Raw genomic sequence first — 14,650 nt, 5'->3', positions numbered from 1 at the left:
TCGAATTAATGGAAACATGTTTAGTCGCAGATGCTTAACGGGCTTACCTTTGTCCCAATGACTTCTTCGGAAGTCGAATTAATGGAAACATGCTGACCATCAGCTGCGGTGTACCAATGCATAATCATCCCAATGACTTCTTCGGAAGTCGAATTAATGGAAACTGGCAGCAACTGCCGTGGTGGTAAATTTGGGCAGCCCAATGACTTCTTCGGAAGTCGAATTAATGGAAACGTTAGGCTATCCGATAATACACAACCTCGCTCTTCGCAACCCAATGACTTCTTCGGAAGTCGAATTAATGGAAACCTTTTCCAAGCTTTTTTGGTTATCACACAGTAAACAAAACCTCCCAATGACTTCTTCGGAAGTCGAATTAATGGAAACTCTCGTAACCATTCATAATCGGCTACAAGTTTTTTCCCAATGACTTCTTCGGAAGTCGAATTAATGGAAACTTGTAATACTCGTAAAGTTCTTGGTAGTTTACTCTGGATAACCCAATGACTTCTTCGGAAGTCGAGTTAATGGAAACGATCTGCATGGCGGATGAGTCCTGGATTCCGTTTGCCCCAATGACTTCTTCGGAAGTCGAATTAATGGAAACTGCCATCGGATCGATAGAGACTCCGTTAGCTGCTAGCCCCAATGACTTCTTCGGAAGTCGAATTAATGGAAACGAGATTTTGGGTAATACCCAAAATCTCGTTTCCATTTTTATTAGAAATAAAACCAAAAATTAAGTTTTAATATATCAATTAGATCAACTGTATCTAGATGATTTCCAAGAAATACAGATGTATTCGCAGAAAAAGATCTGCAGGATTGCCCAGGCATGAGCCAGATTTTCTGGGGTTAATGAACAGATAGAAGGTAAAGCAAATCGCAACTTTTTGTACTGAATTAACTGGTACTTTGTGATTTGATTTTATGAGAATTAATCATGAAAGCATTAGACACTCTGCATTCATCGAACGAGATTATCAACGCTAGTGCGCTCAAAGCTTTTCTTTATTGCCCACGCCAGTTTTATTTGCAAGAAGTAGAAGGCGTTCATACTCCAAACGCTGATGTATATTCTGGCTTGCGGCTTCATACAGAACTAGAGCGTGATGGTGGCAATGAATGGCAGCAATTTGTGCTAGAAAATGCCGATTTGGGCTTAAGAGGAAGAGTTGATGTTTTGAAGATAAAGTCTGGACAAGCGATTCCCTACGAACACAAAAAAGGCCGATCCTATCGGGATGAGCAGAATCAGCCGCAAGCCTGGGAGAGCGATCGCATTCAAGTTTTAGCCTATGCCTGTCTGATCGAAGCCGAATTGGGCTACACCGTGCCAGAATGCCGGATTCGCTACCATGCCGATAATGTGTTAGTGCATGTACCGTTTGATGATGCAGCGCGACAGGATGTGCAGGCGGTACTAGAGCAGGTACAGCGGTTGCAGGTTGCCACTGAGCGTCCACCAATTGCAACCAATGAAAACTTGTGCGATCGCTGTTCGGTCGTGAATGTTTGCTTGCCCAACGCAACGCGCCTAGCTCAGGGAGAGACCAGCAAGCCGCTGTGGTTGTTTCCAGTGGATGATGAACGCCAAATTGTCCATGTCACCGAGGCGGGAACGGTGATTGGCAAAAGCGGGGAGCAGTTCAAGATCACCAAGCGAGATGGGGGCGAGATGGCCTTACCGTCTCGGCAGGTTGGGCAATTGGTGCTGCATGGCTACGTGCAGATTTCGACCCAGGCGATGTACTTTTGTGCAGAGCGGGATGTGGGATTGCATTTTGTCTCCAGTCGGGGACGATATCTGGGCAGTTTCAATGCTGGGCAGGGACAGATTCAGCGACGCTTGCGACAGTATCAGGCGTTGACGAAGCCAGAGCTGTGCTTGAATTTGGCGCAACAGTTGGTGATCTGTCGGGGGCAGAGCCAGCGCAAGTTTTTGATGCGGGGACAGCGCAATGCAGGGACGGCGAATCCAGAACTGGAGCAGGCGATTCAGCAGATGCAGCGGGTATTGAAGCAGATCCCACAGGTGGATTCACTAGCATCGCTGCTAGGTTTAGAGGGAAACTTGGCGGCTTTGTACTTCAAGGCTTTACCACAATTATTAGCACCGACAGCGGCACCAGAATTTCAGTTTGCTAGCCGTAATCGTCGCCCACCTAAGGATCGCTTCAATGCCATGTTGGGCTTTGGCTATGCGCTGTTGCTGAAGGATGTAATGAATGCAATTTTGGCGGTTGGCTTGGAGCCTGCCATCGGCTTTTATCATCAGCCGCAGCGGCAGGTGTCGCCGTTAGCGCTGGATTTGATGGAGATCTTTCGGGTACCGCTGGTGGATATGCCAATTGTGGCGGCGATTAATCGCAACCAGTGGCATCCTGAAACCGATTTTGAGATTACGGATGAGCAGGTGTGGCTGAGTGATGCGGGTCGCCGCAAGCTGATTGATCTGTATGAGCGGCGGAAGGAGGACACCTGGAAGCACCCAATCGTGCAGCATTCGCTGACCTATCGGCGGTTGATTGAGCTGGAAGTGCGACTGCTAGAGAAGGAATGGTTAGGTGAAGGCGGCTTGTTTGCTCAACTGGTGTTGCGATGAGATGCAATGAGGTAAACCAATGGCGGAACCGAAACACGACTATTTGATTTGCTACGACATTCGCGATCCGAAGCGCTGGCGCAAGGCGCATAAGCTACTGAAGGGCTATGGTGAAACGCTGCAATATTCTATTTTTCGGATACGGCTAAATCAGCGCGATCGCGAATTGCTGCGCTGGCAGTTGGAGCAAATTTTGGTGGATGAGGATAGTTTGCTGATTGTGGGTTTGTGTAACCGCTGCGTGGAGCGAATTCAGGCGTGTAATCGGCCTGATGCGTGGCAGGTTAGGCCAGAGCTGCATATGGTGGTGTAATCAACTCATTTCTTGTTCCCTCTCCTCGCGGGAGAGGGCCAGGGTGAGGGCGTTTACAACCTTTTTACGGCATCAACGACGTAAGCTGCTTCTAGGACTCTGGCGACAAAGGTTAGAGGGGTGTTGGATGCGCCACAGTACTTATCATCCCGATTAAGCTGAGTGACGGCATCAAAGTAACCGTTGCCATAAACGACCAGTGCCGATGGCTCAGTTGATCGCAGTTTGGCTCCAACGGCTCGGATCACCGCTTCGGCTTTATCCTTATCTATATCGTTGTCTAGACCAGCATGATGGAGATCAAGAACTACAACATCAGCTCCAAATTCGGATTTGTGCTGGGTTGAGTTCGGCTCTTGAAATTCGGATTCATATTTCAAGAAGGTTCCGAAGCCTCGGTTTTCTAGAATTTTGAGCAAAATGTTGAGTTCTTTCTTTGGCTGCCGTGGCTTTTGAGCAGGGACAACATAATCAATTGTGATCCGCTCTGGGGTGTCTTCGCGGTCGAGGACGGCTTCGAGGCGATTGAGGCGTTGTCGTTCACTGCGGATGGCGATAGCGATTCGTTGATCGACGGCTTCGCGCACTTTGCTATTGATTCCTCTGAGGGCGGAGTTAAAGTCATTTAGGTTCTTCACAGAGAGCGCTGCCCCCAGAGCCAGAATGACTCCTCCTGCTACGCCAATGCTGAGCTGCATCATGTTGACGTAGCGATCAAAGTTGTCGGCGAGGGAGGCGTTGGCTTCTTTGAGGAAGTCGATTTGCTGTCTGAGCAGTTCGAGTTCGGTGGCAGTGGGGCTGGGCGGTGGAGTTGGCGTAGGTGTTTGAGAGAGCCAGTGGAGGGAGTGGGCAACATCGAGCCAGGGGAGCCAATCCATAGTGAGGTTATTCGTTAGTTTGCTGGGGCTAATTATAGTGAGTCTTTGGGGGTTGGGTGGTGTTTTTTGATGGAGGTTAATGTGGTGGCGATTTTGGATTTTGGATTGGCGATTTTGGATTGAATAAAGGCGATATCAGGGTGCTGGTAGAGGGGTAATCTGTGGTTCTGAATCATCGGGATGAGGGTGGCTGATTTTGGGCAAAATAAGATTTATGGGCGTTTTGGGTGGTGAGCGTAGATTAAAGGCAATAATTAGGCATTATGTGGCTAGAGCTTGCAAATGCTCGGTTTCTTCTCGGGGTCTGTGGATCGCTGAAACCCGCATTCTTTCGTCGAACCCAGCGCGAGGCTGACGGGATAAGGGTTTCAGGGGTTTTTCATAGGGCATTATTGAGAAAGCTTTGCATTAATTTTAGGTTTGGGGTGACCCCGAGAAAAATGGGGGTGTAGAATGTAGGCGAGGCAAGGGTTCTAGAACCCGACCCTTTGAACTTCTTCGGAAGTTGAACTAATGGAAACAGAAAGGCAGCCCCGAGAGTAGAAGCTGTCAGGGCAAGCTTTGAACTTCTTCGGAAGTTGAACTAATGGAAACCTGTAGGACATCTAGCAAGATTCTACTAAGTGTATACTTTGAACTTCTTCGGAAGTTGAACTAATGGAAACTTAGTGATTAGCCTTGGCAAATCGCTTCATACATCCTTTGAACTTCTTCGGAAGTTGAACTAATGGAAACAAATTAACTTGGTCTACTTCCTCAGTGTATCCGAACCTTTGAACTTCTTCGGAAGTTGAACTAATGGAAACTCGATGTACCCGACATCTCAGATACGAAGATTAAATCTTTGAACTTCTTCGGAAGTTGAACTAATGGAAACACGGGTACATGTTTCCTGTTCTTCCTCAAGACAACTTTGAACTTCTTCGGAAGTTGAACTAATGGAAACTTACTAGGCCGTCAGGACATAATACAATTCTCAAAATCGCTTCTTTGAACTTCTTCGGAAGTTGAACTAATGGAAACTCAAAATTGGTGCGTTCTGTACCGTTAGCGTACCAAACTTTGAACTTCTTCGGAAGTTGAACTAATGGAAACAGTAACTTGAGCCGGTACCGTCGCGGGAGTAACTTGAGCTTTGAACTTCTTCGGAAGTTGAACTAATGGAAACTACTGGCGTGAGCGCTGAGGCTGCGGGGGTACATATGCACTTTGAACTTCTTCGGAAGTTGAACTAATGGAAACCGTATGGTAATTCAGCGTTTTTCCGCTAAACTCCAAAACAGCTTTGAACTTCTTCGGAAGTTGAACTAATGGAAACCACAGCGTAAGCCGTTAATTCCATGTGATAGCAACAGAACTTTGAACTTCTTCGGAAGTTGAACTAATGGAAACATCCGTTCTGCGATTTCTCCCAAGCCAGTTGGACAGCTAACTTTGAACTTCTTCGGAAGTTGAACTAATGGAAACCTAGAGCACGGTTGGAACGAATTGCAATCGTCATTTGAAACTTTGAACTTCTTCGGAAGTTGAACTAATGGAAACTAAGTCCCATATCGTTCAGTCTCAATGAAGTTCCTAGGACTTTGAACTTCTTCGGAAGTTGAACTAATAGAAACCCAGCAACAGTAGTGCTAGCAACAACCAAGCGGCGAACCTTTGAACTTCTTCGGAAGTTGAACTAATGGAAACAAATTCTTCAAGATTTACACGTACCTTACGGGTTTGTGCTTTGAACTTCTTCGGAAGTTGAACTAATGGAAACCATAGCGTCATATTGCGCCATCCCATCACCAGCGTCACCTTTGAACTTCTTCGGAAGTTGAACTAATGGAAACCAAAGCGTAGAGATCACGGATAGCCTGCTGACGCACTTTGAACTTCTTCGGAAGTTGAACTAATGGAAACGGAACAGGGCCGCTCCCAAAGTGACTGCTGACAGTCCTACACCTTTGAACTTCTTCGGAAGTTGAACTAATGGAAACTAAACTAAGGTTTGAAATCCTACTACTGTTGCAAATGCTTTGAACTTCTTCGGAAGTTGAACTAATGGAAACGGGTCAATGGTTTCATCGAGGACTATAGTCCTATCCTTTGAACTTCTTCGGAAGTTGAACTAATGGAAACTACAAAGTATCCACTCCATTTACTTCAGATGGAGGGAATGCTTTGAACTTCTTCGGAAGTTGAACTAATGGAAACTTCCCCTGCAATAAATGCTTTTCAACTTCTACCTTGGTCTTTGAACTTCTTCGGAAGTTGAACTAATGGAAACATTACCACACACATTGAACAAGACCCGGTCACCGAACTCTTTGAACTTCTTCGGAAGTTGAACTAATGGAAACACAATGTGATAGGCGTAATCGCCATCACGATATTTTGCGCTTTGAACTTCTTCGGAAGTTGAACTAATGGAAACAAAATAAGCCTCCAAAGATTAGAGAGCACATTAGTACTTTGAACTTCTTCGGAAGTTGAACTAATGGAAACACTGGCTTGCACAATTATAAATTGCACATAACTCATCCTTTGAACTTCTTCGGAAGTTGAACTAATGGAAACCAGTAAGGCCCACCGTCGGTACGAGACATTGCTACAGCTTTGAACTTCTTCGGAAGTTGAACTAATGGAAACTAGCTAGTTAGGTCGACACCATTCTGGTCGTAGACTTTGAACTTCTTCGGAAGTTGAACTAATGGAAACATTTCTCCATAAGCTTCAGTGAAACTTGCGTTACCGGACCCTTTGAACTTCTTCGGAAGTTGAACTAATGGAAACTATCCAATTGACTCAGATGAACGAGCAGCTTGGGTAAAACTTTGAACTTCTTCGGAAGTTGAACTAATGGAAACCATTTTCAAAGTTCCAAGTCGACGGGAGATCTACTTTGAACTTCTTCGGAAGTTGAACTAATGGAAACGGCTAACTTGAATGGTTGCATACTCTGCAACTCCTCAACTTTGAACTTCTTCGGAAGTTGAACTAATGGAAACGAGTGACCTCGCAGATGAGGTCTAATACCAATACAAAATGAGGTTAAGCAGAATAGAAGAGGCAGTCAGAAGGCCGCTTGCAACAGAGCCTCCAGGATAAAATCAAACGAGGTCAAAGACTGAACTTGGGCTGGGCTCAACTGACTTAATTCGTTATTGACTCGCTGTTCGAGCGCCTCAAGTGTCTTAAAATTTTCTCCTTTCCATAATCCCTTGAGATATTGCCAAAAGCGCTCAATTGGATTCAACTCTGGACAATGAGGCGGCTGAAAAATAGGAATGATATTGTCGGGCCAATCAAGGGATTTGGCGCGATGAGCGGGGGCTCGATCCAGTTGCAGCACGGCAACCGTCTCGCCGAGCGCCTGCGAGAGGTCAGTGAGAAACTGCTGAAAATTGATGGAGTTGAGCTGTTGGTACTGCTGAGTCCAGTGCCAACCACTGAGAGGCTCGACGACCCCGTAGAGCCAAACGGCTTCGCGAGGCCACTCCACTTTGGCAATCGGTTTGACGCCTTTGGCGGTGATGACCCGTTTCGTCTCTGTCTTTCGGCCAATGCGGCTTTCATCCTGCGCCAGATAGCGTAATGCGGGCAATTGCAGGATGCTCTGTAGTTCCATCAGGGCAAGTTGGATGTTTTTTTAAACCGCTCGATGGCTTCAGGAGCTTGCTTGAGGCTTTGAGGCCGAGGGACCTTCAGTTTCGCCTTGAGGGTCTCTTTGACGAAATGACGCACCGTTTCGTACTTGAGGTCGAGTCCACACTCGCTCTTGAGCCACTCCACAATGGCAATGTAGCTGCCAAATCCTTCTTCAGAGGCAAGTTTCTGCTTCAGTTTTTCGAGGGCTTCTCCTTGAATATGCGGGCTCGCTCCCGGAGCTTTTTTCTCTTCTAACAAGGCTGAGAGACCCCCGGTTCGATAACGCGACAGCCAGCGAGTAATGGTCGATGGACTGCGGCTCAATCGCTCACTGATGTCCTGGCGATGTTGGATCTGTCCGCTCTTGATCCACCACAGCATTTGCAAGCGTTCTTTCTGACTCCCGCTTCTGGCTTGTTTGAGACTTTTTTCGAGATACTCTGCTTCTTCGGCGATCTCAAGTTTGAAGGGTCTAGACATTGACCGACCAAATGAACTCTACTCTTTATATTATGAGTATATTCATTTTGTATTGGTATAAGTTAATTTGACTTTGAACTTCTTCGGAAGTTGAACTAATGGAAACTTCCGCCCATTCTTTGGCGGAACTGTATAAGTCGAGTCTTTGAACTTCTTCGGAAGTTGAACTAATGGAAACGGAAATCAAGGCAGAAGGCAAAAGGATGAAGGCAGAAATCTAAAAAAGTTGCGATTGCGGGTTTAATCAAAAGTTCCCCACTTAGGTTGGGTTGAACAACGTGAAACCCAACGTTAATCCCGGTTTTGTTGGGTTTCGCTAGCGCTCTACCCAACCTACAAAAGAACTTAAAAATTGAACGAGTTTAAACTATAAAAAGCCCCTTGCAAATCAACCAGCAAGGGGCTTTTTCCTACTCAAAAATAACCCTCAACTAAATGCCCTTCGTCTCCAAAATTACACTTTCAATCATCGGCAAATCCCCATATCGCCGCATCACCTCATCCAACAATGGCGACCGTTCCCCCTCCAGCTTCCGCACCGCCTTAATAATCGCCGCCACATTCCGCATCCAATCCCGCTCCAGCAACAGCGGACAATCCCCATCCACCAGCTCCCGCAAAAAGCCACTGTGCAACCGATGCACCGCACACAGCACATCAATCATCTCCGACTCGCCATTCTTAATCTGCGTTACGGGCAAACTCGTCAACAACTGATGCACCACCCCGCTAAGCTGCGCCACATCCAGCCCCGCATCCTCCGATCGCGCAATCACTTTCAGCACCGCAATCAGCGCCCGACCCAAACCGCCCTCCAGCAAACCCCGATCCGCCACCCGCGTCAGCATCCCCGCCAGCGTCCCCACCATTGGCTCCGGCACCCGCTGCCGTCGCCGCACCCAATCCGTTGCCAGCTCACAGAAATAGCGCACTACTGTCTGATTATCCTCCTGCGCTAGGAGCTGACATACCCGCTCCATCTGCTCCAGCGATAGCGGTTCCAACTGCGAGACACGTGCGATCGCAGCTAACCCATTCACCCGTACCCCGACAAACGGCGATCGCAATAGCGGTAATAAATCAGCAACGCTAATCTGTCCCCCACTGATCTGATCTAGCTCATGACTAGCCGACACTGCTGCATCATTACTCTTCCCCAGCGCCACCTCAATCAGCTTTGCCAACGCCGCCGGATGCTCGCTGGCCTGCTGCCGATAGACCATGATCAAAAAACGCTGGTCTTTCGACTTCATCCCCTGAAGCGGCGGATGCATTTCAATTGGCTGGAACCGCAAAAGCTGGTGCTGCATCTGCTGCCGTAGCTTGGGCGGTAGGCCATCCACGCGCGACTCCAGTTCTCGCCGCGCCGTCGGAGCCGCATCCGCCAGCATATTCAGCAGTGGACAGAGCACCTGCACCTGTTGCTCAGAAGATAGGTAAGGCAACAACCATTGAGCCAGCGCCTCCTGCGTCTCTGCTGAAAGTGCTGATACGACTGGACTGGACGGCAACAGCTTGGTCAACCGATCCAGCGGTAAATCTGATTGCCGCTCCGGCGTGAGTGCCTGAAGCCACCGCACCATCCAGTCTCCAGCACCCGACTCAATACTCTCAATCAGCGCATTCAGATTGCGACCAATCCGCTCTGGTGTACCAAACAAATAGTCATCCAGCATGGCCCGAAAGATTGTCTCATCCTGCGCCGCCCACTGCCCCACGGCCCGAATCTGAATTTTATTCCACTGGTCGGGATAAACCGTATGCAGCACCTCACTCCAGGTTTGGCCCAGCGGAAACTGGCCGATAGTCACATGCTGGGGCAGCATGCCCGTCACCAAATCTGCCAGCGCCTGCCGAATATCCTCATAACGCGGTATTGGCTCTTTGAGCAATCGCCGCAACAGATCCTGCTGCGCCTCCGGCGATGCCAACTCGTGACACTGAATCACTCCCGCCGCTGTGCCATGCCCCATTAAATGTACCTGCTGTCGCAATGCCCGCAATAGCTCTGGCTCTGAATTAGCCTGAATCAAAGCCATACAAGGCTGGAGCAGCCAGCCCAATAACTGGACTCGGTCATCATAGCCATCGCTGTACTTGGCATGTTCCACCAGTGGTCGATCTGCGATCGCAGTTAGCGTATCGGGTAAGTAACTCCACAAACCCGACCACCAGCGCTCCAGCAGTTCACCGATCATCTGCACCGTATTGCTGGCTGTGACATGCTCGGCCTCGCGCAGCAGCGTCAGCAGTACATCCCAAATCCGCTCAATCAGCGTCTGAGGAGCGGCCATCAGTGCCTGCCGTAATCGTCGCTGATGCGTTTCGCCCAGCTTCAGCGCCACGGGTAGCAACTGCCGCAGCGCATCCGGTCGATCCCGCGAAACCGCCGCATAGGCCACCGCCCCGAAAATGCCCATATGCTCCAAATCCAAGCATCCCGTCCACAGCTCAAACTCCGCCTCATCCACAATCGCCAAAAATTGCCGCAGCACAGGCAGCCAGTAACTAGAATCTCTAACCGTATCCGGTTCAGACAATTGCCGAAAAAATTCCGCTCGCTGTGCCTGAGCCGACTGGCGCGTCAGCCAATATGCGATCGCATATTCCAGCAGGGTTTGGTGAAAGAAATGCAGCTTGCCAGACGGCAACTGCGTCAATACCCCTTCACTCAGCAAGTCGCTATAGGCCGCTGTCACGTCTGGTGTAAACTCCAGCCCCATCTCATCACGATAAAACGACTCATACAGCCGCGTTTGCGACAGATCAAACAGTCGCTCTGCCGTGCGTAAACAGAGATTCTCTTTTGCGATCGCAAGTGGCGCATAGTGGCTCTGGTCAATCCGGCTGTAGGTGACTTTCTCTTGCCAGTAGCGCTGATACAGCTTGCTCACCGTCAAATCCGGCGGCACATTTCCCTCTGCACCAAACAGATCGCACAGCAAAGCCAGCAGTAGGGGATTTTCCAGAATCTCCCGCAGCGATCGGTTATCTGCCGAGAGTGCCAGCACCTTATCCGCAAACGCGTGTCCCCGTTCGGGATCATCTGGTGCCAAGCGGCGAAAAAATGCCGTTGCTGCTGCCTGGATTTCCTCCGTGGAAAAATTGGGCACCGCATAGCGATCAATCGACTGCCCCAGTCCCGGCAATCGCTGATGGACGGGTTCCAGATAGTCGTTATATTCATGGTGGCGGCAGGTAAACACTACCGTTGTTCCCTGGGCCAAAAGCTGACGCATCAAGGCACCAAAGATCCGCACAAAGTCCCGGTTAATCACCAGGTCGAGCGTATCGATTAGCAGTACACCCCGCCCCAACGTTTGGTTCAACTCCTGAGCCACGTCAATTAGCGATCGCAGATCGCCGCAGAGACTTTGCCCCATTGCCTGGTCGATCATCGTCTGCTGACTGCCCGAAGGATTGATCGGTTGACCAGCCTGTGGCGCAAACGTTGAGGAAACTAAGCCATAGGCCACACTGTCTAGATAGTTGGTTGACAGCGACAGGTTGCTACACAGCACCAGGCCGACCCACGCTGTGCCCTTGGCCGTTAGCTGATCGTAGATGTCGCCCAGAATCGTGCTTTTGCCATAACCAGCCGGACCAATGATCGGAATCAGCCGCTCTCGTTCCAGCGTCACCCCTCGATCAATTGCACTCAAATACTTCTCCCGCACTACCTGACGCGAAATCCGCTCCAAAATCCGGGGTGTTAGTGCCTCCCGTGCCGCCGCAGACTGCGATCGCACTTTTTCCAGTAGATCACTCTGCACAACAGGAATGAAAGTTGTTTCTGATAGCTGCTGTTTTTTGTCGCTTTCTATTTCCCTGTTTGGTTCATCGGCCTGACCCTCTTCCTGCTCTACTACCTCCGCCCAGTCCAGATCCAGCACCCGGCAGATTTCTTGAAAAATGAAGCGGTCTACGGGTTTGCGGTTAAAAAATCGGTTGATGGTTGACCAAGAGGCAATGCCTTCTTCAACTGCGATCGCTTTTTGGGTCAGGTTTCTATAAACGAGGGCTTGGCGAGCCTGTTGTTCTCCATGTTCTGATAGCTTTAGCGATCGCCCCACCATGCGCTAGCGTTCCTTCAATCACAAATCAGCAAGACTTTAGCCCAAAGTAGCCCATATAGCGCGAAAACTGCCAATTATCTAGTCAATTCCTTTCTCAACGAGCGGGAGAAGCAGAGCCGAAAACAACCGTCTGGCCTCCCCCTCGCCCATTATTGGGAGAGGGGGACTGAGGGGGTGAGGGCCAAGGGTGGCCCAGCAACAGAAAAATTGAGGGCAAGGGCATATACCCTTCCAAATCCAAGTGCAACAGGACGCTCAAAAGTCATATACAACTCATACACGCTGCCCATATAACGCATATCTGTACTGCGATCCGGGCTTGTCAAGCTAAATACAGAGGTCACCAAACAAGCCTCAAACCTAGACACGACAAGGGGAGACAAGCCCATGAATGTGCAGACCGAACAGCTAATGGCCGCTTGGCATCTCGTCCAGCGAGGCAGCCAAGCCGCAGGCATCGACGGCATCTCCGTTGATTTGTTTGCCGGAATTGCCCAGACACAAATCCGCCAGATGCAGACTCAACTGCGGCGACAGTCCTATGCGGCCAGTCCAGCCAGGGGCATTTGGCTGCCCAAGAAAAATGGTGGGCGGCGCTTAATTGGTATTCCCACCGTGGAAGACCGGATTGTGCAGCGGTTCCTGCTCCAGACCATCTATCCCTATCTGGAGGAAACCTTTTCCGAAAGCTGTTTTGCCTATCGTCCGGGTCTGTCGATCTATCAGGCCGTGGCCAAAGTGATGGAGTTTTACCAGCATCAGCCCGCCTGGGTGGTCAAAGCCGATATTCAGCAGTTTTTTGACAATCTGTCTTGGCCGATCTTACTAGAACAGCTAGAAGCACTGGGTTTGAGGCCAGAAACTGTGCAACTGCTGGAGCAGCAGCTCAAAGCAGGCATTTCGGTCAACGGGCGGCGGCAGTTCCTTAATAAAGGCGTACTTCAGGGCAGCAGCCTGTCTGGCGCACTGGCCAATCTCTATCTCAGCCAGTTTGACCATACCTGTTTGGAATATGGGATTCCGCTGGTGCGCTATGGCGATGACTGTATCGTCGTCAGCCCCAGCTGGATGCAGGCCCACCGAGCGCTGGATGTAATCACCGATCTGCTGGATGACCTCTACCTATCGCTGCATCCTGAGAAAACGCAGATTCTGGCTCCCCACGAGCCGTTTACGTTTCTGGGCCATCAGTTTAGCAATGGACAGGTAACTGCTCCAGAGCGCAAGTATCCGATCCGGGCAGCTCAACCCAAAGCGGCGAAGGCTGCCCAATCCTATGGCCCACCCAAGGCATGCAGCATTGTCAAAACCAAACGGCAGCGACGTTCTGCCGATGCCAATACCTATTGGAGTGAACCAATGACAACTCTCTATGTAACCGACCAAGGCGCATATCTACGCGCTCGCTATAAGCAATTTCAGGTGTTTCATGAGCAGGAATTAAAAATTAGCGTCCCCGTCAACCAGGTTAGCCATGTCGTGCTATTTGGCTGCTGCAATTTATCTCATGGAGCCGTCAGTTTAGCGCTGCAACGTCGCATTCCGGTGCTGTATCTGGCCAGCAACGGTCGCTATTTTGGCCGATTGGATACGGAAGGTCATGCTCAAATTGACTATCTAACCAAGCAGGTGGAAAAAGCTCAAAATCCGGAGTTTACCCAGCGACAGGCACAGAGCATTATCCTGGCAAAACTGCACAACAGCCGAGTGGTCTTGAAGCGAATGCAGCGCAAGCGGCCAACAGATCTGGCTGAAGAGGCAATTGAAGCCATTCCTAATCTGATGCAGCAGATTGAACAGGCCGAGTCGATTGAAACGATGCTGGGTTTTGAAGGGCAGGCAGCTAACCTCTACTTTCGCGCCTATGCGTCGCTGCTGAAAGGTGAATTTGAGTTTGAGAAGCGGACGCGTCGGCCACCGACCGATCCGGTGAACAGCCTGCTTAGTTTGGGCTATACGCTGCTGTCACAGAATCTGCACTCGATGGTGGAAACGGTGGGGTTGCACACCCATTTTGGCAATTTGCATAAGCCCCAGAAAAATCGACCCTCGTTAGTGTGCGACCTGATTGAAGAATTCCGTGCTCCAGTGGTCGATGCCTGTGTGGCCTATTTGATTAACAGCAATATTTTCACCGAAGAAGACTTTACGCCCCCGGATGCTCGGGGTGGGGTGTATCTCCAGCCGGATGCGCTGAAGAAGTTTCTCCAGAAGTGGGAAGAGTTTCTCAACAAAAAAGTGACCCATCCCGGTACGGGGCATAAGGTCAACTATCGCCGCTGTTTTGAACTCCAGGTTTGGGAATATGTGACTTGCCTGATGGGAGAGCGCGAGGTCTATCGCCCGATGCGATGGAGTAAGTAGTTACCAATGTTTTATCTGATTTGCTACGACATCGTGAAAACCAGTCGGCGCAACAAGGTGGCTCATCTGCTGGAAGGCTATGGTCTGCGGGTGCAAAAGTCGGTGTTTGAATGCGTTCTGGAAGACAACCAGCTTGGTCTGCTGCAACGCAAGCTGACTCGCTATATCAAAGCAGAAGAAGACCAGGTGCGCTTTTATCCGATGACGGCCCATACTCGCCGCAAGGTGCTGATTTTGGGGATGCAGCCCGAGCGCCAAGTTGATGACGCGGCGTTTATTGTGTGATGCCCTCACCCCCAGC

General features: G+C 49.7%; 8 protein-coding genes and 2 CRISPR repeat arrays (1 of these 10 only partly in view). Of the genes, 4 read left to right on the top strand and 4 right to left on the bottom strand.

Going from position 1 to position 14,650, the window contains the following annotated elements; genetic code table 11:
- Positions 1–680: a CRISPR direct-repeat array (repeat unit 36 nt) (it extends 6,475 nt beyond the left edge of the window).
- Positions 681–943: 263 nt separating this feature from the next.
- Together cas1 (AC286M_RS36835) and cas2 (AC286M_RS36830) are read left to right on the top strand one after the other, a co-directional pair.
- The gene (gene cas1 / locus AC286M_RS36835; RefSeq protein WP_488209133.1) at positions 944–2,605 is read left to right on the top strand and encodes a type I-MYXAN CRISPR-associated endonuclease Cas1; all 1,662 of its coding nucleotides are present in this window, start codon (positions 944–946) and stop codon (positions 2,603–2,605) included.
- A gap of 19 nt (positions 2,606–2,624) precedes the next feature.
- The gene (cas2, locus tag AC286M_RS36830; RefSeq protein ID WP_488209132.1) at positions 2,625–2,918 is read left to right on the top strand and encodes a CRISPR-associated endonuclease Cas2; all 294 of its coding nucleotides are present in this window, start codon (positions 2,625–2,627) and stop codon (positions 2,916–2,918) included.
- A 53-nt stretch (positions 2,919–2,971) separates the two neighbouring features.
- On the opposite strand, the gene AC286M_RS36825 is transcribed toward cas2 (AC286M_RS36830), so the two are convergent.
- From AC286M_RS36825 to AC286M_RS36810, 4 genes are all read right to left on the bottom strand, one after another.
- Positions 2,972–3,796 carry a hypothetical protein gene (locus AC286M_RS36825; RefSeq protein WP_488209131.1) on the bottom strand — a complete coding sequence of 275 codons (825 nt, stop codon included), beginning with the start codon at positions 3,794–3,796 and terminating at the stop codon, positions 2,972–2,974.
- Positions 3,797–4,282: 486 nt separating this feature from the next.
- A CRISPR array of direct repeats spans positions 4,283–6,789; the repeat unit is 35 nt; unit sequence CTTTGAACTTCTTCGGAAGTTGAACTAATGGAAAC.
- Between the two features lie 65 nt (positions 6,790–6,854).
- Entirely contained in the window at positions 6,855–7,409 is a 555-nt protein-coding gene (locus tag AC286M_RS36820) for an IS630 family transposase (RefSeq protein WP_488209130.1), read from the bottom strand.
- Positions 7,409–7,909 (bottom strand): helix-turn-helix domain-containing protein, encoded by a 501-nt coding sequence (locus tag AC286M_RS36815; RefSeq protein ID WP_488209129.1) that lies wholly within the window; start codon positions 7,907–7,909, stop codon positions 7,409–7,411. Before AC286M_RS36815 ends, AC286M_RS36820 begins: the two co-directional genes overlap by 1 nt.
- Positions 7,910–8,340: 431 nt before the next feature.
- Positions 8,341–11,985 carry an NACHT domain-containing protein gene (locus AC286M_RS36810; RefSeq protein ID WP_488209128.1) on the bottom strand — a complete coding sequence of 1,215 codons (3,645 nt, stop codon included), beginning with the start codon at positions 11,983–11,985 and terminating at the stop codon, positions 8,341–8,343.
- A gap of 387 nt (positions 11,986–12,372) precedes the next feature.
- On the opposite strand from AC286M_RS36810, the gene cas1 (AC286M_RS36805) reads away from it, so the two are divergent.
- Together cas1 (AC286M_RS36805) and cas2 (AC286M_RS36800) are read left to right on the top strand one after the other, a co-directional pair.
- Positions 12,373–14,349: a CRISPR-associated endonuclease Cas1 gene (gene cas1, locus AC286M_RS36805; RefSeq protein ID WP_488209127.1), complete on the top strand. Its 1,977-nt coding sequence runs from the start codon at positions 12,373–12,375 to the stop codon at positions 14,347–14,349.
- Between the two features lie 6 nt (positions 14,350–14,355).
- Positions 14,356–14,634 (top strand): CRISPR-associated endonuclease Cas2, encoded by a 279-nt coding sequence (cas2, locus tag AC286M_RS36800; protein WP_488209126.1) that lies wholly within the window; start codon positions 14,356–14,358, stop codon positions 14,632–14,634.
- The last annotated feature ends 16 nt before the right edge of the window (positions 14,635–14,650 follow it).

The sequence above is a fragment of the Thainema salinarum CENA647 genome, from assembly GCF_057732415.1.
This window is presented reverse-complemented; position numbering and strand designations above follow the sequence as displayed.

Excerpts from the sequence above, each read along its gene's own strand:
- AC286M_RS36825 (WP_488209131.1), bottom strand. The coding sequence starts at position 3,796 with ATGGATTGGCTCCCCTGGCTCGATGTTGCCCACTCCCTCCACTGGCTC.
- AC286M_RS36820 (WP_488209130.1), bottom strand. The coding sequence starts at position 7,409 with ATGGAACTACAGAGCATCCTGCAATTGCCCGCATTACGCTATCTGGCG.
- cas2 (WP_488209126.1), top strand. The coding sequence starts at position 14,356 with ATGTTTTATCTGATTTGCTACGACATCGTGAAAACCAGTCGGCGCAAC.
- AC286M_RS36810 (WP_488209128.1), bottom strand. The coding sequence starts at position 11,985 with ATGGTGGGGCGATCGCTAAAGCTATCAGAACATGGAGAACAACAGGCT.
- cas2 (WP_488209132.1), top strand. The coding sequence starts at position 2,625 with ATGGCGGAACCGAAACACGACTATTTGATTTGCTACGACATTCGCGAT.
- cas1 (WP_488209133.1), top strand. The coding sequence starts at position 944 with ATGAAAGCATTAGACACTCTGCATTCATCGAACGAGATTATCAACGCT.
- cas1 (WP_488209127.1), top strand. The coding sequence starts at position 12,373 with ATGAATGTGCAGACCGAACAGCTAATGGCCGCTTGGCATCTCGTCCAG.
- AC286M_RS36815 (WP_488209129.1), bottom strand. The coding sequence starts at position 7,909 with ATGTCTAGACCCTTCAAACTTGAGATCGCCGAAGAAGCAGAGTATCTC.